The organism is Bradyrhizobium sp. USDA 4538, from assembly GCF_024171045.1.
Classification (GTDB): domain Bacteria; phylum Pseudomonadota; class Alphaproteobacteria; order Rhizobiales; family Xanthobacteraceae; genus Bradyrhizobium; species Bradyrhizobium australafricanum.
The window spans coordinates 406,156-431,567 of record NZ_JALJZE010000001.1 but is presented as its reverse complement, the minus strand read 5'-3'; the positions used below and the strand labels follow the sequence as shown (position 1 = coordinate 431,567).

Here is a 25,412-nt window from a genome sequence, read left to right as displayed (position 1 = left end):
GCGCGATACAAGGAGCGCTGTTAACTTGAGGCGATTGACCGACTGTGAAGCAGATCGCGCAAAACTATAAGAGCGGCGAGCTCAAGCTGATCGATGTGCCGGCGCCGCGCTGCCGCCCCGGCGGGGTTTTGGTGCGCACGGCGTTTTCCGCGGTGTCGACCGGCACCGAGATGATGAAGTTCACCGAAGGCCGCCTGTCGCTGCTCGGCAAGGCGCGCGCGCGACCCGACCAGGTGGCCAAGGTGGTGAGCTCGGTCCGTCAGCAGGGGTTGCTTGCGACCTATCAGAAGGTGATGAACCGCCTCGATTCCTACACGCCGCTCGGCTACTCGCTGTCGGGCACCGTCGTGGAAGTGGGCGAGGGCGTCGGCGGCTTCTCGGTCGGACAGCGTGTCTGCTGCGGCGGCAATCAATATGCAACCCACGCCGAATATAATTGGGTGCCGGTGAACCTCTGCGTGCCGCTGCCGGACAGCGCTGCGCTGGACCAGGCCGCATTCACCACGATCGCCTCGATCGCGCTGCAGGCGATGCGCCAGTCGGAGATCCGTTTCGGCGAGACCGCCTGCGTGATCGGCCTTGGCCTGATCGGGCAGATCATGGTGCGGCTGCTGCGCAGCGCCGGTGTCGTGGTCGTCGGGCTCGACAGGCTGGAGGCGCGATGCCGGCAGGCGGAGGCTGCTGGCGCCGCGGTCTGTGCCGTCGCATCGGATGATGCCGCGGCCGAATTCCGCGCCCGGATCGACCAGCTGACCGCAGGCAACGGCGTCGATTGCGTGTTCATCACCGCAGGCAGCGACGATCCCGATCTCGCGTCGCGTTCGGCGGCGCTGCTGCGCGACCGCGGCCGCATTGTCGATATCGGCAAATGCACGCTGAACCTGCCGTGGAGCGAATTCTACGACAAGGAGCTCGACGTGCGCTTCTCGCGCTCCTACGGCCCCGGCCGCTACGATCCGCTCTATGAGGAGGGCGGCATCGATTATCCGATCGGTCATGTGCGCTGGACCGAGAAGCGCAATATGGAGGCGATCGTCGCGCTGCTCGCCGACGGGCGGCTCGATTTTTCCTCGCTGATTTCCGAAACGGTGCCGCTGGAGCAGGCGACGTCGGCGTTCGAGCGCATGAGCCGTGGCGAGGTCGGTCTCGGCATGGTGTTCGCCTATCCGGACGCCGCTCCCCGCGCGATGCAGATGACCTATCGTCCGGCGGTTGCCCTGCGCAGCGGCCGGGTGCGGCTCGGCGTCATCGGCGCCGGCAATTATGCCTCCAGCATGCTGTTGCCGCAGCTTGCGAATAACCAGCGCGTCGATCTCGTCGAGGTCGCCACCAATACCGGCCTGAGCGGCGCCACGGCGGTCCGCAAGTTCGGCTTCGCGCGTGCCTCGACGGATGCGGCCTCGGTGCTCGGCGCCGACGACATCGATGCCGTGCTGATCGCAACGCGCCATGCCTCCCATGCCGACCTCGCGACGCAGGCGCTGCGCGCCGGCAAGGCGGTGTTTGTCGAGAAGCCCTTGGCGATCGATACAAGCTCGCTCGATCGATTGGAGCAGGTGATCCGGGAAACCGGCAACAGCCGGCTGATGGTCGGCTTCAACCGCCGCTTTTCGCCGCTGCTGCAGGGCATGCGCGCGGCGTTCGCGCCGGCAGGACCGCAGACCCTGCAATATCGCGTCATCGCCGGGCCGCTGGAGAAATCGTCCTGGTATCTGCAGGCCGAGAGCGAAGGCAGCCGCTTCGTCGGCGAGGGCGGCCATTTCATCGACGTGTTGTGCTGGTGGCTCGGCGCCGAGCCGGTGCGTGTCTCCGCGAGCACGGCGACCAAGGACGTCGACAATCTCGTCGCCACCTTCGATTTTGCCGACGGTTCGGTCGCGAGTCTCAGCTATCTCACCGGCGGCGATCCGCGGGTGCCGAAGGAAGCGCTCGAGATATCGGCAAGCACGGGTTTTGCCGCCTTCGACAATTTCTCGGGCTTCGAGGTCTGGCACGCCGGACAGCGCACGGCGAAGACAGCGCGGCTCGACAAGGGCCAGCGGCCGATGCTGGATGCCTTCATCGCCGCGGTCGCATCGGGCGCCGCGATGCCGATCGCGCTCGACGGGTTGCTGGCGACCACACGCGCAACGCTTGCCGTGCAGGAAAGCGCGGCCGCCGGGATGCCGATCGATCTGACGGTCGGCGCGGCAGAGCAGCGCGTCGCGCGCGCCTCGACGGCGTGAGATGAATCCGGCCTGGTATCTGCGCAGGCTGCAGCGCATGGAGCCGTCCGAGCTTGCGGGGCGGGTGAACGACCAGGTGCTGCATTTGCTCTGGCGGATCACTCCGCCCGATATCGCGCGGCGTGCCGGCGCCAGGCTCGCTGCCGGCCCGCGGCAGCCGCGCCTGAAGCCGCTGCCTTCGCGGGCCAGCGCTCCGCAACAGGCCGCCGAACGGCTGATCCAGAGCTCCGATCGGATTCTCGCCGGGCACTGGCGGATTTTCGCCAGGGATCATGGGGCCCTCGGCGAACGGCCCGACTGGTTCGTCGATATCAGAAGCGGCAAGCGGGCGCCGGCCGGCGTGCACGCATTCGCGGTTCCCTATCGTGACGAAACCGCGGTCGGAAACATCAAATACATCTGGGAGCCGTCGCGTCACCACCATCTCACGGTGCTCGCGGCCGCGTATTACCTGAGCTCCGACGAGCGCTACGCCAGGCGCGCGGCCGAGCATCTGGTGAACTGGTGGCGCGAAAATCCGTTCCCGCGCGGCCCGCACTGGATCAGCGGCATCGAGCTTGGCGTGCGGCTGATCTCATGGGCCTGGGTACGTCAGCTGCTGCAGAACTGGCCCGGCGCTGCCGCGCTGTTCGAGGACAACGAACTGTTCCTGACGCAACTCTATGCGCATCAATACTGGCTGTCGCAGTTCCCAAGCCGTGGCTCCTCGGCCAACAACCACCTCATCGCGGAGGCTGCCGGGCAGTTCGTGGCGGCTTGCGTGTTTCCGTTCTTCCAGGACAGTGCGCGATGGCGCGAGCAATCGGCCGCCACACTGGCGCACGAAGCCGTTGCGCAGACGCTTGCCTGCGGCAGCAACAGCGAGCTCGCGACCGATTATCATGGCTTTGTTCTCGAACTGCTGCTGGCGGCGGCAGTGCAGGGCGAGTCCTCCGGACATCCGCTTGGCGATGCAGTGTGGACCACGATGTGCCGCATGAGCGACGTCATTGCTGCGATGCTGGACGATCGCGGTCATCCGCCGCGGCAGGGCGATGGCGACGACGGCATCGGCCTGTTGCTCGACGATCACGCCGGCAATCGCTGGCTCGGCTTGCTCGCCAGCGGCGCGCGCCTGTTCGGCGCTCTGCCATGGTGGCCCACATCGCCGGAGCCCGATCTGCGCAGCTTTGTGCTCACCGACGGCATCGAGGCCCGTGCGATCGCCGGGCGGCCCAAGCGCCGCCCGCATCTGCTCGAAGGGGCGGGACAGACCTTTCTGATCGATTCCGACAAGGCTGTGTGGTGCCGTTGTGACCATGGCCCGCATGGCTTCGGCCGCATTGCCGCTCACGCCCATGCGGACGCGCTGTCGCTCGAATGCAGGATCGGCGGTGCGGAGATCTTCGCCGATCCCGGCACCTATTGCTACCATGGCGATCCGCGATGGCGGGCCTACTTCCGCTCCACGCTGGCGCACAACACGCTGTGCCTGTTCGCGCGCGACCAGTCGGGGTCGGGCGGGCCGTTTCTCTGGACAAGGCATGCGCAGAGCCGGCTTGTCGCAGCCAGCGGCCTGGACGATCGCGATGCGGATGCGAACTGGGTCGCGGAGCATTCGGGATATCGCGACGAAGCAGGTGTCGTGCATCGCCGCTCGGTGCAATTGCAGCGTCGGGCGGCGCGGCTCGTCGTCACCGATACCGTGCTGGCTGATGAAGGGCTTGCGGTGCCGGCGAGCCTCAGCTGGCATCTCGGTCCCGAGGTCGAATGCAGGCTCGAAGGGCACAGGGCGCAGCTCGCATGGCCCGGCGGGCGCGGCGAGCTCGATCTGCCGGCGGCCCTCAGCTGGGTGCCGTATCGGGGTGACGAGACCATGCCGGCCGGCTGGTATTCGCCGTCCTTCGATCTCAAGGTGCCGGCGACGACCTTGATCGGCTGCGGTACGCTCGCGGGCGGGCAAAACCTGGTGACCGAGCTGCGCTGGTTTTCAGACCCGGCCGGATCATGAAGATCCTGGTCGCTCACAACAGGTATCAGGGACGCGGCGGCGAGGACGTCGTGTTTGAAGCGGAAGTCGACCTGCTGCGCGCCGCAGGACACAGCGTTGAAACGCTCACGGTTAGCAACGCGGCGATCAATTCGCTCCCCGCGCGCATCACGACCACGCTGTCGATCGCCGATAATGCGGAGGGAAAGCGGGTCGTGGCGGAAGCGATCGACCGCTTTCGCCCCGACGTTGTGCACGTCCACAATTTCTTCCCGCTGCTGTCGCCCGCCGTGTTCGATCTCTGCCGGCAAAAGTGCGTGCCCGCGGTGGCGACCCTGCACAATTATCGCAGCATCTGCACCGGCGGCATGCTGCTGCGCGACGGCCGCATCTGCCACAAGTGCCTCGATCGCGGACACCTCTGGGGCGTCGTGCACCGCTGCTACCGCGGATCGCTTCCGGGCTCGATGGCGTCGGCCTACATGATCGCGCAGCACCAGCGCCGCGGCACCTGGACGCGTCCCGGCCTGCGCCTGATCGCGCTGACGCAGTTTGCCAAAACCCTGTTCACGCAGGCCGGCTTCGATGCCGACCGGATCGACGTGAAACCGAATTTCATGGTCGATCCGGGGGCGCCCGATCCAGCCACGCCGCGCAGCGGGCTACTCTATGTTGGACGGCTGAGCCGCGAGAAGGGCGTCGGCGTGCTGCTCGAGGCCGTTGCGGGGACCGGCGTGCCCTTGCGCGTCGTGGGCAAGGGGCCGGAGCGTGGTGCGTTGGAGGCTCGGGCGTCCGGCAATGTCACGTTCCTTGGCGGGCTCTCGCGCGATGAGGTGCTGCGGGAAATGGCGAATGCCCGGGCATTGGTGGTGCCGTCGCTATGGTACGAAGGATTTCCGATGGTCGTGGTCGAGGCCTTCGCGTGCGGCACGCCGGTCATCGCCTCCGAGATCGGCGGACTTGCCGAGGTGGTGAGCGCCGGCAAGACCGGCGCGCTGGTGCCGCCGGGCGACGCGGCCACGCTCCGAAATCGGATCAGTGAGGTTCTCGGCGCCGCCGAACTGACCGCCGCATGGGGACGGGCCGCACGAGCCGCCTATCTCGAGCGCTACGCGCCGGACGAGAACCGCCGGCTGCTCGAGGCCATCTACGCGCGGGCCGCCGGGGGATGATCGCCGCAGGTCGGCGCTCTGCCCGCGATCGGGCATCGCCGGTTCCATGCCGGCGTTGCTAACATATTGCGGCAAATCTGGTGTTAATTTGTTACAGCAGGGTGTCTGAGCGGCATCGCGCCAGGTTTTTGATCTTGCGGTCGAACGGCGCTGATTCTGCGGGTGATTCCATGGATCTCGCTTGATCGAGCCCGCAAACTGCTGCCAAGGGGCGCTATAACACTGGCCGGTGGGGCGCCGGCTGCGAAGTTTGACGCTTTTTTGCAAAACGTCTCATGCGATGCAGAAATATTTTTTTCAGATCAGAAAATCGCGTCGAAGCGCTCACAGCATCAGCGAAATTCTGCGCTCCCGCGGTATCCCGGGGCCCCGTGAAACCCCGTATAATCGCTACCCTTTTTTGCGTCGCGGCTAACATTGGCGATTGGCCTGCGCCCAATGTTATAGTGCATTGGAAGTAGTGCTAAGTCTCACATAAATCTCAGGGAACCAGGTGTTAACAGCGCATTGCTGATTGACACTCCGGCCTAACGGTCTTAACAATGGACTTAACAAGTTCGTAACCTGGGTCCACATTTGAGTTGCGTCGCAACAAACCAGTTGTGAATCAACAGCTTATGTGTGGGCGAGCGGCTTGAATCCTCGTATCCCAAGCAGGGGCTACATCGATGGCGACTTACAATCTAGACCAGACGGACCTCAAACACGCGATCAACGGAACGATCGATCACTCGACCCAGCAACAGATTCTTGACTATCTGATCAACGCGGGGATCGGATACACCAGCCCGGATAACGGCGCGACGATTCCGGTGCAGGAAGGGGCTGGGATCACCAACCCGGATCCGAACGCCAATGTTCTGATCGAAACCAACCCGATTAACACCGTTAACACCGACGCCAACCTGAAGGCGATCATCGAGGACACCAACAAGGACGTCACGCTGACGGTGAACGGCAGCACCCCGGTGCTGGTCGCGACCGGCCACGGCAACGATCAGGTGTTCATCAACAACACCGGCGACACGACGGTTCTCACCGGCTCCGGCAACGACACCATCTTCGGCGGTGCCGGTCACGACTCGATCGATGCCGGCTCCGGCAACGACGTGCTGGTCGACAACGTCTCCGGTCACAGCACGCTGGATGGCGGCAAGGGCAACGATTTGCTGTTCGGCTCCGGTGCCGACACCCTGAACGGTGGCTCCGGCAACGACACACTCTACGGCGGCAGCTCGTCGCAGCTGAGTGGCGGTGACGGCAAGGACGTGCTGGTGTCCGGCAGCACCGCCGGCAATTCCAGCACGCTGGATGGCGGCAAGGGCAACGATGCGCTGTACGGTGGTGCGGGCAACGACAGTCTGGACGGCGGCGCCGGCAACGACTCGCTGTATGGCGGTTCCGGTGTCGACACGCTGCATGGCGGCAACGGCAATGATCTCCTTGTCGGCGGTGCCCAGACTGCTGCTGAGTTCGGCGGCAACGGCAAGGACGTGCTCTACTCGGGCAGCGATGCGTCGCACGCGACCTCGCTCGACGGCGGTGCCGGCAACGACTCGCTCTATGGCGGCGCCGGCAACGACACGCTGCATGGCGGTTCCGGCAACGATACGCTGGTCGCCGGCTCCGGCACGCAGACTCTGATCGGCGGCGACGGCAAGGACTCGTTCGTCGGCTCCGACACCGGTACGGCCTCGATGGTTGGCGGCTCCGGTCAGGACTACTTCTACCTGAACAACGCCACCAGCAGCGACACCATCGATGGCGGTGGCGGCAACAAGGACTCCCTGACCTTCCTGGATCACGCTTCGACCGACGTGAGCGACATCAGCTCTGGATCGAACGGTTCTATGGACATCACCTTCAGCAATGGTCAGGTGACCCAGATCAGCAACATTGAATACCTGATCTTCAACGATGGTAACTCGACCAAGCTGTAAGATCCTAGGTCTGCACTAAGCGAAAGCGCCGCCCCGACCGAGGTTGAGGCGGCGCTTTTTTCTTTGATCGCCGGCATGGCCGTCAGGAATGGGTAATTGAAATTGAACAATCGAATACGCTGCCGTTGATGATCATGACGCACCTGCGATGAGTTCGACGGCTCGCCTCAAGGGGAAGCGCATGCGCGCATCCCGATTGGAACTTTGTCGGCCGATTCGCGTCGGATGCATCGAATCAATCACAAGTTCCGCCCGGGGCATTTCCGCCAATGGATGTTATAAGTTAGTTCGTCACATTCGGACCACGTAGCTTTTGTAAAGCCGTGCCGCTCGCTTGACACAACGGAGCTGCGCCCGATGGCTATCTGCGGCCCTGGCACCTTTGTTCAAGACGAACGATCGCTGCAGAACTCAGCCGCTTAACGAACTCGCGGAGCTCTCGAATTGGCCAAGAAAAAAATGCTGAATGCCGGCGCTGGATCGACGGTTACCAAGCGCATCCAGCCGCTCCTGACATCGCATGAATGGGACGAGATTCGATTAGACGTCGACGGCGGCGTGAACCCCGACGTCGTCGGGTCGATTACCGATCTTGCCCGGTTGTTCCCGGCGGCCTCGTTCGACGCGATCTGGTGTTCTCATGTCATGGAGCATCTCTACGCCCATGAGGTTCACCCCACGTTCGTCCAGTTCCGCCAAGTCCTCAAGCCGGACGGATTCGCACTGATCATGTCTCCTGACCTCGAGGCGGTCGCGCAGCACATGTTGACGCGCGGTCTCGGTGCGATCGCTTACGTCTCGCCGGCAGGTCCGATCCGGCCATTGGACATGATCTACGGGCATTCCGGCGCGATCGAGCAGGGGCGCTATCACATGGCGCACAAGACCGGCTTTTCGACCGAGCGGATGGGAAACCTGCTGCTCAGCGCCGGCTTTCCGACGGTTTCCGTTCGGAGCGGGAATTTTGAGATCTGTGCATTGGCACTCATGCCGGAGGCCAGGGATGAGCGGATCAGGCCGCAGCTGGAGGCCTGCGGATTCGACTTCCAGGAGACGGTGACCGCCGACTCGTGATTTGCCGATGTTAAACAATGTTATAAGGTTCCCTGGTTAAATCGCGCGAGAACGTGCTCGAAATTGGCTTCGCGGCCTGCCGTGAAACATATCTTTTTCGGGTGACGCGCTGAAAATGCTGCGTTAGCGAACTAACAGTGATACGTTATATCTCGCTGGGACCGGACCTTGCGCAGTCGAAACTTCGAGGCATCCATGACCAAACACCTCTCGCTCGTCGGCGCACCTTCGGTGGAGGCGCTGCCACCTTCGGGCCTCGCTTGTCTCGTCATCGTGGCAAGGCAGCATGGCTTGCATCTGACCCCGTCCCAGCTGATCCACGACAACCTCCTGGGCGATCAGGAAGTCACGCTGGCCGAGCTTTTGAAGTGTGCGAATTCCTCGGGCATGACGGCAAAGGCCGTCACGCTGGACTGGAAGGGTCTGAGCCATCTCAAGAGGGCGCTGCCGGCCATCGTTCGGCTGCGCGACGGCAGCCACATGGTGCTGCTGCGCCTCGAAGGCGACGAGAACAGCTCCCGGGTGGTCCTGCAGGATCCGAACGCGAGCGAGGACGCGCTGCTCGTCATCGATCAGCCGCGCTTTGAGGACATCTGGTCGGGCGACGTCGTCATGGCCAAGCGCGACTATGAGATTTCCGACGAGACGCAGCCGTTCAGCTTCGGCTTTGTCACCGCATTGTTGTTCCGCGAACGGCGCATCCTGCGCGACGTCGCGATTGCGGCGCTGATCCTGGGCTTCATGGGCCTGGCACCGATCATGTTCTGGCGGCTGCTCTCGGACAAGGTTATCTTCTACAAGGCCTACAACACGTTCTATGTGCTGTGTACTGCGATGCTCGTGGTCATCGTGTTCGAGGCGGCATTCTCGTTCCTGCGGCAGTATCTGGTTCAGCGTTTGACGGCACGCCTCGACGTCAAACTGTCGACCTACGTGTTCGAGAAGGTGCTCAATCTGCCGATCGACTACTTCGAGCAGAATCCCGTCGGCCTGATTTCCCGGGATATCCGCGAAGTATTTCGAATTCGCGGCTTTCTGACCGGGCAGTTGTTCGGGACCATTCTCGATTCGACGACGCTGTTCTTCTTCCTGCCCGTCATGTTCTTCTTCAGCCCGCTCATGACGCTGATGGTTCTTGCCTTTGCTGCGATGATCGTGACCTGGCTGATCGTGATGCTGCCCGCCTATCGGAAGAAGTCCTCGGCAACCCTGGCGGCCGAAGGGGCACAGGGAGCGTTTCTGATCCAGAGCCTGAACGGCATGCGGACCATCAAATCGCTGGCGCTCGATGCGCGCCAGCGCCACATGTGGGACGTGCTGGTGGCGCGCGTCGCCAAGGCGCGGCTTGCGGAAGGCATGACCGGAACCGCCATCCAGACGCTGGTGAAGCCGTTGGAGCGGCTGGCGGTGAGTGCTCCCTATGCGTTCGGCGTCTACATGGCCGTGTCGAGTGGCGATCCGGTCTATGTTGGCGCGCTGTTTGCCTTTCTGATGCTGTCGCAGCGCGTTGCCGGCCCCCTGATGCAGATGGCCCAGCTCATCAACCAATATGACGAGGCGCGCACCGCGGTCACGATCGTCGGCAGGCTGGTGAATCAGCCGGCCGAGGAGGGACGCTCCGGCCATGGTGTGAGGGTCCCGCTGAAGGGGCTGGTCGAATTCTCCGGCGTCACGTTCAAGTACAAGGGCGCGGTGTCGCCGGCGCTCAACAATATTTCCTTCGAGATTCCGCTCGGTACGACGCTGGGCGTGATGGGCAAGAGCGGCTCGGGCAAGACCACGATCACGCGGCTATTGCAACGCCTGCACTCCGACTATGGCGGACTGATCAAGGTCGACGGTATCGATGTCCGCGAATACGACGTCGACCATCTCCGGCGCAACGTCGGCGTCGTGCTGCAGGAGAACTTCCTGTTCAGCGGCACGATCCGCGAGAATATTGCGGCCGCAAAGCCCGATGCGACCTTCGATGACATCGTCAGGGCGGCGCGATTGGCCGGTGCCGAGGAATTCATCGACAAGCTGCCGCGAGGCTATGAGACCTATATCTACGAGGGATCCACGAATCTTTCCGGAGGCCAGCGCCAGCGCCTCGCGATCGCGCGAGCGCTGATCGTCAATCCGCCGATTCTGATCCTGGACGAAGCGACCAGCGCGCTCGATGCGGAGAGCGAGACGATCGTGAACGCGAATATTTCGCGGATTGCCCATGGCCGCACGCTGATCATCATCTCGCACCGTCTGTCGTCGCTGACGAAGGCCGACGCGATCCTCGTTCTCAACCGCGGCGTCGTCGACGATATCGGTCGTCATGAGGAACTTCTTGAACGGAACGACATCTACAGCTCGCTCTGGTACCAGCAGAACACTCACCTTGCGCCGGCGGGCCGCAATGAAAAGAACTTCAGGAGTCCGACCCTTGTCTCCTAATCAAGCTTCGCTCGCGACCGTTCGCCAGTTCCAGTCCGAGACCGATGCGATCCGCGAGGCCGCCGAGCCGTTGCTGGCCCGCGCAACGCTGTTCGTCCTGGTGGGGTTCCTCGCCGCCGTCGTGGCGATCATGTGCTTCACGCGCGTCGATCGCGTGATCACGAGCGTGGGCGGCAAGATCGTTCCCGTCGATCAGATCAACGTCCTGCAGGCTTTGGACGCGTCCATCATCAAGACGATCGATGTTCGGGAAGGTCAGCAGGTTGAGACGGGACAATTGCTCGCGACTCTGGACTCGACGTTCACGGCGGCCGATGTCACGCAGTACAAGCTGCAGGTTGCGAGCCTTGAGGCGCAGGTCGCCCGGGACGAGGCCGAATTGTCCGGAAAGCCGTTGTCGTACGGCCAATCCAACGATCCTGATGTCACCAGGTACAACTCCTTGCAAAAGGCGCTCTACGACCAGCGCGTCGCGCAGTACCACGCACAGGTGAACAGCTACGATTCCAAGATCAGCCAAACCGAAGCGACGATCCAGAAGTCGAAGAAGGACGACGAGCGGTACAGTCAGCGTGCCGAGATCGCCGGCAAGATCGAGGACATGCGCTCGACGCTCGCCGAAAGCGGCAGCGGGTCCAAGCTGAACCTGTATCTGTCGCAGGACACGCGCCTGGAGCTGCTGCGTCAGATCGACAACACGCACAACACTTTGCTGGAAGCGCAGCACCAGCTGGATTCCTTGAAGGCGGATCGCAACGCCTTCACCGAGCAGTGGAACGCGCAGCTGAGCCAGGATCTGGTCACGACGCGCAACAACCTTGATACGGCCCGCTCACAGTATGACAAGGCGATCAAGCATCAGGACCTCGTGCGGTGGACGGCTGCCGAGCCATCGGTCGTCTTGACCCTCGCCAAGCTCTCGGTCGGGTCCGTGCTGAAGCCGGGTGATCCCTTCATCACGCTGATGCCGCTCAAGACGCGGCTCGAGGCGGAGATCCAGATCCTGTCTCGCGACGTCGGCTTCGTCCGGCCCAACGACCCCTGCACGATGAAGGTCGATGCGTTCAACGCGGCGGAGCACGGTACGGCCGAAGGCAAGATTCGCTGGATCAGCGAAGGCGCCTTCACGAACGACGATGATGGAAAGCCTGTCGACGCCTTCTATAAGGCGAGGTGTTCGGTCGACCAGACCAACTTCAAGGATGTTCCGAAGACCTTCCGCCTCATCCCCGGCATGACGCTGCAGGGTGATGTCAATGTCGGCACCCGCTCGGTGGCGATGTATCTGCTCGGCGGCATGCTGCGCAGCGCAAAAGAAGCAATGCGCGAGCCATGACGGTATCGACGCGTTCCCTTCTCGACTTGCTGCGCCCCGGCTCGTCCCGTTCAGACTCGAAGCCGTTTGAACGGGGGCTGGAGGCGTACGAGAACCAGCAATATCTCGAGGCGTTGCGGTTTTGGCGGCTCGCCTCGCAAGCCGGCGATCCGGAGGCGGATTACCGGATCGGGCTGCTCTATGCGCGGAACGAGGGCGTTATCGGCAGCCTTCCGGATGCGGTCGCGTGGTACGAACGCGCCGCCCTGAAGGGACATACCGAAGCCCAATTCCAGCTTGGCTTGATCTACTTCAACGGCGTCAACGCCACGGTTGGACCGAACAGGCCAGAGATGTGGCGGCAATCCACTGCGGCGCGTCTGGGCGACAAGGCGGTCAACCTCCACGATCTGGTTTTCCCGAACGGAATCGGCGTGCCCAGGGATATCGACGCCGCGTTCCTCTGGTTATCGGTGGCGGCGGAGGCCGGCAAAGCGGAGGCGCAAGCGATCCTTGGCGATATGTACGCCAACGGGCAAGGCTGCACGAAAGATCACGCTGCCGCCCTGCGCTGGTACGAGGCCGCGGCCGAGCAGAAGGCGGCGGCCGGTGAGTTCGCGCTTGGCGATGTGTATTATCAGGGGCGGGGCGTTCCCGTCGATTTCGCGGAGGCCGCGATCTGGTATCACAAGGCCGCGGAACAGGGACATGTTCGCGCACAGGTTGCGCTGGCTTTCATGTGCCTCAAGGGTACCGGGCTCCCCGAAAATGTCGAAGAGGCCGCACGGCTGTTCCAGAGCGCCGCTGCGCATGACGATACGATCGCGCTCTACAACATTGCGCTGTTGCGGTTGAGCGGCAAAGGGGCTGTCAAGGATCTCGACAGGGCCGAGACCGCATTGCGCAAGGCGGCGCGGAAGGACTTCCTGCCGGCGATCCAGGCGCTCGCTGAGTTCTATGCGCTCGGGACTGCCGCCGAGCCGGATCTGCGCGAGGCTGCGTATTGGTACGAGAAGGCGGCCGAGCGCGGCGATACGCAGGCGCAGTTCCTGACCGGACGCTTCTATGCCACCGGCACCGGCGTTCCGCCCAGCATTCGCCAGGCTGCGAAATGGTTCGAGCGTGCGGCGGAGGGCGGCCATGCCACGGCGGCCCACAACATTGCGGTGTTCTATCTCAATGGCAGGGGCGTGGCGCGCGATGTCGCCACTGCGATCAAGTGGTTCGAGCGCGCGTCCGAGGGAGGCATTAGCGCCGCAGGCGTGCAGCTCGGCCGGCTCTACTCGGCGGGCAACGGCGTGCCGCGCGATCAAGCGCGTGCGGCGGAGTGGCTCAGCAAGGCGGCCGACGGCGGCGATGCCGATGCGAAGACGGCCTATGCGATGTTTCTTATCCAGGATGAACCGTCCGCGGAGCGTCTTGCGCAAGCACGTGCGCTGCTGACCGACGCTGCCGAGGCGGGCCATCCGGCTGCGGCATTTCAGCTGGGCGGGCTTCACATGGGAAGATCCGGCGGCGCCATCGACCTTCCAGCCGCAGCCCAATGGTTCAAACGTGCGGCAAGCGCCGGTCACGTCGAAGCCCAGCACACTTTGGCGCTACTGTATTCCGATCCCAAGAGCGGCCTCAAGGATCCGCAGGCCGCCGCCGGCTGGATCGTCAAGGCCGCGGACGGCGGCAACGCTGCGGCGCAGTTCAAGCTTGCGGTGATGTATTGCACCGGACAAGGCGTCGAGCAGGACCTCGCCAACGGCGTCACGTGGTACGAGGCGGCGGCGCGCCAGGGCCATACGACGGCGCAATACAACCTTGCCGTGATGCTGGGCCGGGGACAGGGCCGCGATGCCGATCCGGCGAAGGCGGCCGAATGGTTCGAGGCCGCTGCGAAGCAGGGCATGATCGAAGCCCAACTCGCAATTGGCGATGCGCTGCGCGCCGGCAACGGCGTCGCACAGGATCGCGATCAGGCGCTGTACTGGTATCGACAAGCGGCACAGCAGAACAACGAAGGCGCGCGACGTCGTCTGCAGGCAATGGGCGAGAGCGTTGGCTGAGATTGTTGGAGGCGGAATCGCGTCGCGCGCAGGCAACGGCAGAGATGATGGACAGCTTTGTTTTTGAGCGCGAAGGCACGGAAGCGGGCAAGTCCGCGTGACAATCTAGGCAGAACTAACAATGGTTTTCACATCGACGACAGAGAGATTGCGCTAATGTTGCGTTCGCGGAAGAAATGTTCATTGTACCTCTGGTTGTGTGATCGATAAGGATCAAGAGGTCACGATCCGGGCATGTCAGGCAGCGTGATCTCGGGATCGAACTTCCGCGCGACCGGGAAAGAGAAACTGGACCCGGCGCTGAGCGTTGGCAGGAGATTGAGTGGCAATGAACAAGATGGTCGAACGGAGCGTCAGGGATACAAAGGATATGTTGCCCGTTGCCAGTCCGGTTCAGCAGGACGACCATCCGCAGAGCCTGTTCCTGGATCCCGACGTAGGCGATCTCCAGTCAGGATCGCGTCTGCGCGGCGCGATACTGGAGTATTCGGGGCGTGGGATTTCGGGTTGGATTGTCGATGCCCAGTCGCCCGCTTCAACCGTTTCGATCGCACTTTTTGTCGGTTCCCACTGTGTCGAGGAGGGACGGACAGGCCGATCTATGCCGGCCCGCGTAGGTCCGCGGAGCGTGATCGGACGTCCCGGATTTCGTATCGATCTATCCGCGCCGGGAGTGCGCCGTCGCTTGGCGCGCGCCCTGAGAAACGCGCTTGTGGAGCCTAAGCGTGCGCAGATCTATCTGCGTATCAGCCTGAATGATGGCGAGTACTACGAAATACCCCTGTTCGAGAACTATACGCCAGGCGAATTGATCGTCGCGCTGGGGTTCTCGACCGCGGACTACGACGACCTGTTGTTTCCGAGCAACAACAGGATCGTTGCTGGACTGGCGGACGCGCCTCCCAAGGAGGTGCGCTACATTTGCTTCTACCTCCCGCAATTCCATTCATTTGATGAAAATGACAGGTGGTGGGGGCCAGGGTTTACCGAGTGGACCAACGTCGCGCGCATGCGTGCCCAGTTTCCGGCACACGAGTCCCCATGGTTGCCGGCCGATCTTGGATTCTATGACGTCCGGCTGCCGGAAACGCGTCGTCAGCAGGGCGAGCTGGCGCGCCAGTACGGCATCGATGGATTTTGCTACTACGTCTATTGGTTCCAGGGCCGAAGGTTATTGGAAAAGCCGCTTCAGCTGCTGCTCGAGGACGGCGAGCCGAACCTGCCTTTCTGCATTTGCTGGGCAAACGAGAATTGGTCTCGTCGGTGGGACGGCTCGGACGCTGAGCTTCTGTTGGGACAAAACCACTCCCTGGACGACGATGTCCGCTTTATCGACGACATGGCCGACCTGCTGCTCGATGAGCGCTACATAACTGTCGACGGTCGAAAGGTCATCGTCATCTACAGGCCGTCATTGTTGCCGGACAAGCAGCGCTTGTTCGAGATTTGGCGCGAGCGAGCCAGAGAACTCGGAATCGGCGAGCTTCTCATTTGCAATGCGATGACGTTCGGAGAGTTCGATCCGCGCGACGTCAATTGCGACGCGGCAATCGAGTTTCCTCCGCACACGGTCTCGACAAGGGAGGTGCCGCCGACCGAAGTCGATGCACCGCCGACCTTCGCTGGAAAGGTGTACGACTATGTCGACGCCATGCGATCGTCGATCGGCAAGATCTACGACTTTCCGTTCTTTCCTGCGGTGATGCCGCGTTGGGACAATACGCCTCGCAAGGGGCCGCGCGGTCACGTCTTTACCAGGTCCAGTCCGGAAGCGTTTGAGGTTTGGCTTCGCGATGCAACCCTGCGTGCCAAGGGCAACAGCTTTTCCGAATCATTGGTGTTTATCAATTCCTGGAACGAGTGGGCGGAAGGTGCGCATCTCGAGCCGGATTCGCGCCATGGACGGGCGTTTCTCGAGGTCGTGCGAAGGGTCGCTTCGGCTGAGCCCATTTCGGCCCAGATTCGAAATAGCCCGGATTTGCTGGATTGCCTGAGTAGGCAGGAGCTTGAGTGGGCGGTAAAAGAAGCCTCGACGCATGTCGAAGTGCTCGCAAGCCTGCACCGGTCGGGCCTCACCCATTCGGGGGTGCAGCGCGTAAGAAGCGGCACGCCAGTGGAGGCAGAAGGCGCGTCCGGTAATCCGGCAGGTTCGTTGCTGGTGATCGAGAACATCAATTCTCAAACCGGCGAACGGGTGATTGTCGATCCGCGCTATGAGATATTGGTGCGGGGATGGATTTGCGCGGGCAACGCCTTTGAGGCCAGCCGACAGAGAACGGGATTCCTGGTCCTGTCGGGGCTTACTCCGGATGGCGCAGCAAACGGCGGCTATTGCCTGATCGTAGATTGGCACGAGCGCGTGGACGTGAAGGAGTATATGAAGGCCGAGAGCAAGGACTGCTATTTCGGTTTCCAGCTGTCCTTCTCGATTCGAGATTTGCCGGATGGTGAATATCAACTTGCGGTTCTGGAGGTCGGCGACGGGACTAGTGCACTCGTGCGGTCTCGCCACTCGATCATCGTGAGACGTTGAGGTCGCCACCGATGCTCGCAAGTGTTGTCATCGCGTGCTACAAGCATGAGCAGTATCTTGAGGAATGCCTTGAGACTGTCTATCAACAGACGTTTGCCGACATCGAGCTCGTCATCGTAGACGACAATTCGCCGGACAAGAGTTTTGAAGTCGCGCAGAGGGTCCTCAAGAAGAGGTCGTTCGGAAAGCGCTTTGTTTCCTGCAAGCTGCTCAAGAACCCTCAAAATCTTGGCGCCCACTACACCTGGAACAGGGCATTATCGCTGACGAACGGCGACATGATTTTCCTTTTGAATTCGGACGATGCCTTTTCCAAGGATCGGGTTCGGCTGTTCGCGGATAAGCATGCCAATGATCGGCTGTTCTTCGGCTTCTCGGCGGTTGAGCCAATCGACGAACATGGAAAGTCGATCAGCAACTTCCAGTTTCCAACGCGCCTGCGCTATGCGATCGATCGGGCCCAGATCGCAGGTGCGCCGTTGTCATGGACATTTCTGGATTCTCAGATCGCGGCATCGACCGGAAACTTTGTCTTCAGCCGTGAACTGCTGCGGCAGGTGGGTTGGCTTGCCGATCTCAAATACTGCCATGACTGGGACTTTGCGTTGCGCGCGGTAACCAAGGTCGAGCCGACCTATCTCGAAACCGACCGCTATCTGTACCGACTTCATTCAACCAACAGTTTCCGAAGTCTGAGCAAGGTGGCAGAGAGCGAGACAAAGGCTTGCATGATGTCGTATTGCCTGAATGCAATCGCGTCACGGCCTCAGAACAAGACCTGCCTCAGTCCGTCGAATTTCGGCGATTCATTCTATGACTTCGTGAAGCTGCACCCGAACTTCAACTATTGGGTGAAGCAGATCTACGCGCCCTATCATGTAGAACACCGGACGGTGGAGTCGAACGATCGGACCCGGCCGGTTCGCTGGCGCTGATCGAGCAATGCAAGGCTAGTCTTGTCCGTTCCGACACAATCGGAACGGGGCCTTGATTGGGATGGAGACCGAGCGATTGCTTCGTCGCTTCGTCGGCTGGGAGCCTGGCGTCCGATCGAATTGCGCCGACGAGAGGTCTGGAGCGTGCCGCAGCCGCCGCAGGGTGCTGGAACTCAAAAAGCTGAACGCGCCGGGCGGGAGGCTTGCGGATAACGATGTCAAAAGCATCGTTCTTGTAAGCCCGAACGACTGGCGGACTGCTTCATTCCCGTCGTCCATCGGCGATCTCCGATCGTTCCGGTCCTGTGACGCGGTTTTCGTGCAAATGACGTCGAGCCCCTTGCTCTATTGTATTGATTTTCCTCGAAATAACCTTACAAGAGTTAATTGTGAGCACTGCGTGTTATAGCCTTATTCTTGTAGGATATGTGCGCTAATAGGGAATTCGTGGTGCGAACCAATGTTAATAGCTTGTTGATCTCGTGGAGCGGCTCAGGTTGGACATGGAAATTCCAGCATTGTCTAGTTTCAGCTCAGGCGTGAATCTCGATACGCTTCCAGCAAGTGAGATCGAGACAAGGCTTAGAGATTTCTTTTCCGGGCGGATCGCAAATCCGAAGCCCGACGAGCTGATCCAATCGGTCAAGCAGTTGGAGCAGCAATTCGGTGATTACAAGGAATTCCAGTTTGCAAAGGCGGCGGCGCTTGTGCAGGCATGCGATTTCGCCGGAGCGCGTGGAATCCTTCTCGACCTCGTCAAGCAGATGCCATCCGACTCGCGGGTGTTGCATCGCCTGGCAATCGCGGCCCTCAATATGGGGTCCGCCCATGAAGCGCAGGATGTCTATCTTGCCGCGCTCATTGCGGCCCCGAAAAGTGAAAATCTGCGGCGAGAGTTTGCCGGCCTCCTGCGCGTGATGGAGGCCAAGAAGCTCTACGCCGGGGTCGATCGCAAGAAGCACGGCTTGGCGGTGGTGTGCGCCATCAAGAACGAAGGCGACGATCTGCTGGAATGGCTACACTTCCACAAACTGGTCGGCGTTGATCACTTCTACCTCTACGACAACGGCAGCACTGATGATACTCGTGCCGTGATCGAGTCCTTCCCGTGGCCCGAAATGATCACCTATCATTTCGTGGAAGGGGAATTCGGCCAGATGCGCGCGTTCTCGCATGCGATCGACAGCTACCGCAATTGTGCCGAATGGTGCGCCTTCATCGATGCCGATGAGTATCTGTTTCCGACGCAGGCCGGCAACATCAAGGACGTCTTGACCGAGCTCGGGCCGGCGCCGGCGGTGGCGGTGCATTGGTTGAACTTCGGGTCGAACGGTCACGACGCGAGGCCGGCCGGTCTGTGCATCGAATCTTTCACGCGTCGTGCTCCGGACGATTTCCCGGATCATTTCATCATGAAGTCAATCGTGCGGCCTGACACCATCGTGTCCTATCTGCATCCCCATCAATCGCTTGTCTTGGGTTGCTACGTTCACGAGGACGGCACGCCTGTCTTCCCGATCGGCGGGCGCTGCACTGCTCCGAAGCGGAACAAGCTCGTGATCAATCACTACTACACGAAGTCGCGGCAGCAATTGCTGAAGAAGCGTGAGCGGGGCAGGCCGCTCGGCGATGGAGATCCTGAAAAGATCCGCGCAATGGAATTCTTCACGTTGCGCGATCGCAACGATGTCGAAGACGCCACGATCCAGAGGTTTCTTCCGGAGCTGAAGAAACTGATTCAGGGCTGAATTCAAGGGAACAGCGATGTCCTCGCTGGAGGAGGGCGCGCCAGGCGGCGCGCCCGATCGTGTGCTTGAAGTGATTCTTGATCGCCGCGATCGGCTACTCTGGCCGCAGCGATCGGCTACAGCGGTTCCAGCCGGTATTTCGCAAGCAACTGCTGTGCGGCGACGAGATCAATCTCTGCCGGCCTTTGGAAGATCGACATGTTGTTGGCGCGCGCGATTTCGCGAGCGACCGTCCGCACCGAATGGTAGTGGGGACGATTCTCGAAGTCGTGAATTGCGATGAAGGCTCCCGGTGCGGCGTGAAGCACGCACTGTACGAAGCAAGCCACGCGAAACCGGCCGTCAACGAAATACAGGTCGGCGGTCTTGCTTTCCGGACGCTCCCAGACACGTTCGTGATACTCGGGCCACGAGCGCTCCTTGTCCTTTTCCACGGGATAACCCCACTCGCGCAGCTTGCCGATATCGACGTGCAGCAGCAAAGGCTTGGTGCTCGCGTCGCCCGTGGCGTCGGCAACGTTGGCGAGCCATTCCGCGGAGGAATCAATGGAAATGACCCACTCCTTCTTGGTTTGACAGGCCAGCCAAGTGCTTCCTCCCGAGCCAAATTCCAGATACCGCGTCGAGAGGTCCACGAAACTTTTGAACAGTGTCAGTTCCTGACCGTCCATTGCGATGTTCATGACGGGATTCCGTGGTTTCTCGAGTTGTTGTCTGGCGGGTGGCTGCCAATCCACCGTCGGAAGGCGGTCGCGGCTTTTCAAGCAGCGATGATATCTGGTTGAGTCGTCATCGCGCTTCTCGACGTCCTGTTGGCCATCCACGCCGGTGATTGGAAAGATCGGCGACTACTGGTTCAAGCCGACGCGCTCCACCTTGTAGCCGCCCTCCAGGATGGCGCGCCACCAGGGTTGCTCGTCGACATACCAGCGCACGGTCTTGGCGATGCCGGTCTCGAAATTCTCCTCGGCGCGCCAGCCGAGCTCGGTTTCGAGCTTGGTGGCGTCGATGGCATAGCGGCGGTCGTGGCCGGGCCGGTCGGCGACGAAATTGATCAGCTGGCGGCGCGGGCCTGCCGCGGCCGGCACGACCTCGTCGAGCAGGTCGCAGATGCTCTCGACCACGTGCAGGTTGGTGCGCTCGTTGCGGCCGCCGACATTGTAGGTCTCGCCGACCTCGCCGCGCTCCAGCACCAGCGTCAGCGCCTTGGCGTGATCCTCGACGAACAGCCAGTCGCGGATGTTCTTGCCGTCGCCATAGACCGGCAGTGGCTCGCCGGCGAGCCCCTTGATGATCATGTGCGGGATCAGCTTTTCGGGGAAGTGATAGGGGCCGTAATTGTTGGAGCAGTTGGTCACCAAGGTCGGCAGCTCGTAGGTCTCGCGCCAGGCCCGCACCAGGTGATCGGACGATGCCTTGCTGGCCGAATAGGGCGAGTTCGGCGCATATGCCGTGGTCTCGGTGAACAGCCCTTCGTCGCCGAGCGAACCGAACACCTCGTCGGTCGAGATATGCAGGAAGCGGAACCGGTCGCGCTTCTCGGGCGAGAGCGAACGCCAGTGGCGCAGCGTCTCCTGCAGGATCGTGAAGGTGCCGACGATGTTGGTCTGGATGAATTCGCCGGGGCCGTCGATCGAGCGGTCGACATGGCTTTCCGCGGCAAGGTTCATCACAGCATCGGGCTGATATTTCTCGAACAGCCGGCGCAGGTTCTGCGCCTCGCAGATGCAGGCCTTCTCGAAGGTGTAATTCAGGCTTTCGGCGGCACGGGGCAGCGAGGCCAGGTTTGCCGCATAGGTCAGCTTGTCGATGTTGACGACGCGGGCGTGGGTGTCGCGCAGCAGGTGGCGGACCACGGCGGAGCCGATGAAGCCGGCGCCGCCGGTGACGAAGATCGTCGATCCCTTAAACCGCATGTTTGAATACCTCCGCCGCGCGCGGCTCGCCGTGGAATGAGCGGTAGACCGACAGCAGGTACTCGCCGTAGCTGCTCTTGGCGGTCTTCTGTGCGACCCTCGCGAACGCCTCGAGCGAGATGTAGCCCTGGCGCAGCGCGATCTCCTCGGGGCAGGCGATGCGCAGGCCCTGGCGCTGCTCCAGGATCTGGACGAAATGGCTGGCCTCGACCAGCGAGGAATGGGTGCCGGTGTCGAGCCAGGCAAAGCCGCGGCCGAGCACCTCGACATAGAGGTCGCCGCGTTCGAGATAGGCCTTGTTGACGTCGGTGATCTCGATCTCGCCGCGCGGGGATGGCCTGATGCCGGCCGCGATGTCGACCACATCATTGTCGTAGAAGTAGAGGCCGGTGACCGCGACGTTGGATTTCGGCCGCTTCGGCTTCTCCTCGATCGAGAGCGCCCGGCCGGTGCCGTCCAGCTCGATCACGCCGTACTGTTCAGGCGCGTTCACGACATAGCCGAACACGGTGGCGCCTTTCTTGCGGATCGAGGCGGACGACAGCATGCTCGGCAGGCCGTGGCCATAGAAAATGTTATCCCCTAACACAAGGGCAACGGAGTCATCACCGATGAAGTCGCGTCCGACGATGAAGGCGTCGGCAAGACCCCGCGGGGTCTCCTGCGTGGCATAGGCGAACCGGACACCCATCTCGCTGCCATCGCCAAGCAAGCGCTGGAACAGCGGCTTGTCCTGCGGCGTGGAAATGATCAGGATATCGCGGATTCCGCCCAGCATCAGCGTCGACAGCGGATAGTAGATCATCGGCTTGTCGAACACGGGCAGCAGTTGCTTGGAGACGACTGTCGTCACCGGATAGAGGCGCGAGCCGGTGCCACCGGCAAGGATAATGCCTTTCATGGTCCCTCACAATTTGACTATCAGAACATAACATATAGCGTGCGCTGCACAAGTTTGTTATGAGAAGGAAATTAACATTTCAAGCGCGTCAAACTGGAACAAATGTTAGATGAACGTCATCAAGACCGAGCTTCCTGAAGTTCTGATCGTCGAGCCGAAGCTGTTCGGCGACCAGCGCGGCTTCTTCCTCGAGACCTACCAGGCTCCGCGTTATGTCGAGCACGGCATCACGCGTCCGTTCGTGCAGGACAACATGTCCCGGTCGGCCTATGGCGTGCTGCGCGGGCTGCATCTGCAAAACCCGGTCACCCAGGGCAAACTCGTCTCTGTGCTGCGCGGCAAGGTGCTGGACGTTGCCGTCGACGTGCGCGTCGGCAGTCCGAATTTCGGCAAGCATGTCGCGGTCGAATTGAGCGAGGAGAACCGCCGGCAATTATGGGTGCCGCGCGGCTTCGCCCACGGCTTCGTGGTGCTCTCGGAGACCGCCGACTTCTTCTACAAATGCGATGACTTCTACAGTCCCAAGGACGAGCTCTCGATCCGGTGGAATGATCCCGCGATCGGGATCAAGTGGGGCGTCGACAAGCCACAGCTGTCGGCCAAGGATGCGGACGCGCCGCTCCTCGCCGACGCCAGCAACCTTCCGACCTATGGACAAATCTGATGCGGATCTTGTTGACGGGAACACGCGGCCAGGTTGGCAGTGCGCTCAAGCCTTTGCTGGAGAGCCACGGCACGATCATCGCGCCGCCCACCGCGGAGTTCGATCTGTCGAAGCCGGAGATGCTGACGAGCCAGCTTGAGAGTCTGAAGCCCGATCTCATCATCAATCCGGCGGCCTATACCGCCGTCGATCGCGCCGAGGACGAGCGTGAGCTGGCGTTCCTGGTCAACGCGAAGGGACCTGAAGCGATCGCCAAATGGGCTGCAACGAACGGCGTGCCGCTGGTGCATTTCTCCACGGACTACGTCTTCAATGGTTCTGGCGACAGGCCGTGGCGCGAGGACAGCCCGACCGAACCGCTGTCGGTCTACGGCGCCAGCAAGCTTGCCGGTGATGTCGCGATCCAGGCGGCGGGCGGGGCGCATCTGATCGCGCGCACCTCATGGGTTTATGCCGCAAAGGGCACGAATTTCCTGCGCACCATCGCGCGGCTCGCCGGCGAGCGTAAGGAGCTGCGGATCGTGGCCGATCAGATCGGTGCGCCGACCACGGCATCAGCGATCGCCGGTGCGGTCGCCGGCATCGTCCTGCCGAACCTCACCACGTTGCACGATCAGCTCGTGCGCCGGGGAGGTGTCGTCAATCTCGTTTGCGCCGGCGAAACCAGCTGGCATGGCTTCGCAACCGCCATTGTCGGCGGGCTGAGGTCCCGCGGGGTCACGCTGGCGGTCGAGAACATCGCTCCGATCGCAGCGGCCGAATTCCCGACCAAGGCGATGCGTCCGGGCAATTCGCGGCTGGATCTGTCGCGGCTGAAGGCGCAGTTCGGCGTGGCGATGCCGACCTGGCAGGAAGCGCTGGCGCGCGAACTGGATGCGTTTGTCCAGCTCGGCGCGCCCGCCCACGCTTAGGGCCGCTTCGGAAGCGGATGCCGGTGCGCGTGAAGAAAACGCGTCAGACAAGAAAAGAGCCTTGGTTCTGATTTGATCAGAACCAAGGCTCAAGGATTGAACCGGCCGGCGGCTATCGTCGCCGGGCGCGAGCGCTCAGCGCGGCCGACCGATGCTGTCGTAGGTGAAGCCGTGCGCGGCCATCTCGTCCGGACGGTAGATGTTGCGCAGGTCGACGACGACCGGATGCTTCATCTCCTGCTTGATGCGCTTGAGATCGAGCGCGCGGAACTGGCGCCACTCGGTCACGATCACCAGCGCATCGGCCTGGCGCGCGCATTCATAGGCATCCTTGCAGTACTCGATCTCAGGCAATTCCTTGCGCGCCTGCTCCATGCCAATGGGATCGTAGGCACGAACCTTGGCGCCGAAGTCGATCAGGCCGTTGATCAGCGGGATCGAGGGCGCCTCGCGCATGTCGTCCGTGTCGGGCTTGAAGGTCAGGCCGAGCACGCCGATGGTCTTGCCGCGCAGCTCGCCGCCGAGCACGTTGGCGACCTTGCGCGCCATCGCGCGCTTGCGGTTGTCGTTCGCGGTCAGCGTGGCCTCGACGATTTTCAGCTGGACGTCGTGGTCGAGCGCGGTCTTGAACAGCGCACGGGTGTCCTTCGGGAAGCAGGAGCCGCCATAGCCGGCGCCGGCATGCAGGAACTTGGTTCCAATCCGGTTGTCGAGCCCGATGCCGCGCGCGACCTCCTGCACGTTCGCCCCGACCCTCTCGGAGAGATCGGCGATCTCGTTGATGAAGGTGATCTTGGTGGCAAGGAAGGCATTCGCGGCGTATTTGATCAATTCCGCCGTGCGTCGCGCGGTATAGAGGATCGGCGCCTGGTTCAGATAGAGCGGACGATAGACTTCGCCCATCACCCTCTTGGCCCGGTCGTCCTCGGTGCCGACGACGATGCGGTCGGGATGGCGGAAATCCTGGATTGCGGCGCCTTCGCGGAGGAATTCGGGGTTCGACGCAACGGCGAAATCGGCGTCGGGATTGGTTTCGCGGATCAGGCGTTCAACCTCGTCGCCGGTGCCCACGGGCACGGTCGACTTGGTCACCACCACGGTGAACTTCTTGAGCGCCGCGCCGATCTCCTTGGCAGCAGCATAGACGTAGCTCAGGTCCGCATGGCCGTCGCCGCGCCGCGAGGGCGTTCCGACAGCGATGAACACGGCATCGGCGTCCGCGACGGCGCCCGCGAGCTCCGTCGTGAAGGTCAGCCGTCCGGCCGCGGCGTTGGTGTCGACGAGCTTATCGAGGTCAGTTTCGTAGATCGGGATCTTGCCGCGCTTCAGGGCTTCGATCTTGCCGGCGTCCTTGTCGACGCAAACGACCTGATGGCCGAAATCGGCAAAACACGCTCCGGACACGAGACCTACATATCCCGTTCCAACCATTGCAATCTTCATGAATCCGCTCGTCGATCAGTGTGGAGAGGAGGAGTTAGCACTAGCACAATTGGCGCCGACAACGCCAAGTTTTATAACGCATAGTTTGTGTTGGAGGTCGGCGGCTTTTTGTGCAAACGGTGATCGCCCCAGTGCAGCTGAGCGCCCGCTAGTCACCTCGGGCGCACCATGGACACATTCTC

The 25,412-nt window shown here is 62.0% G+C and carries 17 protein-coding genes; 13 read left to right on the top strand and 4 right to left on the bottom strand.

The window, feature by feature from the left end:
* Positions 1-44 precede the first annotated feature (44 nt).
* The 11 genes from J2R78_RS01820 to J2R78_RS01770 all read left to right on the top strand — a co-directional run bounded on the left by J2R78_RS01820 (position 45) and on the right by J2R78_RS01770 (position 19,395).
* Entirely contained in the window at positions 45-2,225 is a 2,181-nt protein-coding gene (locus J2R78_RS01820) for a Gfo/Idh/MocA family oxidoreductase (RefSeq protein ID WP_253609498.1), read from the top strand.
* Between the two features lies 1 nt (position 2,226).
* Positions 2,227-4,215, top strand: a complete 1,989-nt coding sequence (locus J2R78_RS01815) for an alginate lyase family protein (RefSeq protein ID WP_253609497.1) — start codon at positions 2,227-2,229, stop codon at positions 4,213-4,215.
* Positions 4,212-5,366 (top strand): glycosyltransferase, encoded by a 1,155-nt coding sequence (locus tag J2R78_RS01810; RefSeq protein ID WP_253609496.1) that lies wholly within the window; start codon positions 4,212-4,214, stop codon positions 5,364-5,366. Before J2R78_RS01815 ends, J2R78_RS01810 begins: the two co-directional genes overlap by 4 nt.
* Positions 5,367-6,034: 668 nt before the next feature.
* A complete protein-coding gene (locus J2R78_RS01805; RefSeq protein ID WP_253609495.1) occupies positions 6,035-7,306 on the top strand; it encodes a calcium-binding protein in 1,272 nt (423 codons plus the stop codon).
* A 459-nt stretch (positions 7,307-7,765) separates the two neighbouring features.
* Positions 7,766-8,380, top strand: a complete 615-nt coding sequence (locus J2R78_RS01800) for a methyltransferase domain-containing protein (RefSeq protein WP_141340804.1) — start codon at positions 7,766-7,768, stop codon at positions 8,378-8,380.
* A gap of 195 nt (positions 8,381-8,575) precedes the next feature.
* Positions 8,576-10,810: a peptidase domain-containing ABC transporter gene (locus J2R78_RS01795; RefSeq protein ID WP_057020230.1), complete on the top strand. Its 2,235-nt coding sequence runs from the start codon at positions 8,576-8,578 to the stop codon at positions 10,808-10,810.
* Positions 10,800-12,146, top strand: a complete 1,347-nt coding sequence (locus tag J2R78_RS01790) for an HlyD family type I secretion periplasmic adaptor subunit (RefSeq protein ID WP_076833256.1) — start codon at positions 10,800-10,802, stop codon at positions 12,144-12,146. Before J2R78_RS01795 ends, J2R78_RS01790 begins: the two co-directional genes overlap by 11 nt.
* Positions 12,143-14,179, top strand: a complete 2,037-nt coding sequence (locus tag J2R78_RS01785) for a tetratricopeptide repeat protein (RefSeq protein WP_253609494.1) — start codon at positions 12,143-12,145, stop codon at positions 14,177-14,179. The genes J2R78_RS01790 and J2R78_RS01785 overlap by 4 nt, the downstream gene beginning before the upstream one ends.
* A gap of 328 nt (positions 14,180-14,507) precedes the next feature.
* Positions 14,508-16,712: a glycoside hydrolase family 99-like domain-containing protein gene (locus tag J2R78_RS01780; protein ID WP_168856485.1), complete on the top strand. Its 2,205-nt coding sequence runs from the start codon at positions 14,508-14,510 to the stop codon at positions 16,710-16,712.
* A gap of 11 nt (positions 16,713-16,723) precedes the next feature.
* The gene (locus tag J2R78_RS01775; RefSeq protein WP_168856486.1) at positions 16,724-17,647 is read left to right on the top strand and encodes a glycosyltransferase family 2 protein; all 924 of its coding nucleotides are present in this window, start codon (positions 16,724-16,726) and stop codon (positions 17,645-17,647) included.
* A 503-nt stretch (positions 17,648-18,150) separates the two neighbouring features.
* Positions 18,151-19,395 carry a glycosyltransferase family 92 protein gene (locus J2R78_RS01770; RefSeq protein WP_253610061.1) on the top strand — a complete coding sequence of 415 codons (1,245 nt, stop codon included), beginning with the start codon at positions 18,151-18,153 and terminating at the stop codon, positions 19,393-19,395.
* 116 nt (positions 19,396-19,511) lie between these two features.
* Here J2R78_RS01770 and J2R78_RS01765 read toward each other — a convergent pair whose 3' ends face one another.
* From J2R78_RS01765 to rfbA, 3 genes are all read right to left on the bottom strand, one after another.
* Positions 19,512-20,078 (bottom strand): hypothetical protein, encoded by a 567-nt coding sequence (locus J2R78_RS01765; protein ID WP_225161215.1) that lies wholly within the window; start codon positions 20,076-20,078, stop codon positions 19,512-19,514.
* A 165-nt stretch (positions 20,079-20,243) separates the two neighbouring features.
* On the bottom strand, positions 20,244-21,311 hold the full coding sequence (gene rfbB, locus J2R78_RS01760; protein WP_057020236.1) for a dTDP-glucose 4,6-dehydratase: 1,068 nt from the start codon (positions 21,309-21,311) through the stop codon (positions 20,244-20,246).
* Positions 21,301-22,212, bottom strand: a complete 912-nt coding sequence (gene rfbA, locus J2R78_RS01755; protein WP_018270712.1) for a glucose-1-phosphate thymidylyltransferase RfbA — start codon at positions 22,210-22,212, stop codon at positions 21,301-21,303. Before rfbA ends, rfbB begins: the two co-directional genes overlap by 11 nt.
* Positions 22,213-22,321: 109 nt before the next feature.
* Between rfbA and rfbC the strand changes: the two genes are divergently transcribed.
* A complete protein-coding gene (rfbC, locus tag J2R78_RS01750; RefSeq protein ID WP_225641889.1) occupies positions 22,322-22,876 on the top strand; it encodes a dTDP-4-dehydrorhamnose 3,5-epimerase in 555 nt (184 codons plus the stop codon).
* Positions 22,876-23,787: a dTDP-4-dehydrorhamnose reductase gene (gene rfbD / locus J2R78_RS01745; protein ID WP_253609493.1), complete on the top strand. Its 912-nt coding sequence runs from the start codon at positions 22,876-22,878 to the stop codon at positions 23,785-23,787. Before rfbC ends, rfbD begins: the two co-directional genes overlap by 1 nt.
* Before the next feature lie 135 nt (positions 23,788-23,922).
* Here the strand turns inward: rfbD and J2R78_RS01740 are convergent, their stop codons facing one another.
* Positions 23,923-25,230 (bottom strand): UDP-glucose/GDP-mannose dehydrogenase family protein, encoded by a 1,308-nt coding sequence (locus tag J2R78_RS01740; protein ID WP_057020237.1) that lies wholly within the window; start codon positions 25,228-25,230, stop codon positions 23,923-23,925.
* Between the last annotated feature and the right edge of the window lie 182 nt (positions 25,231-25,412).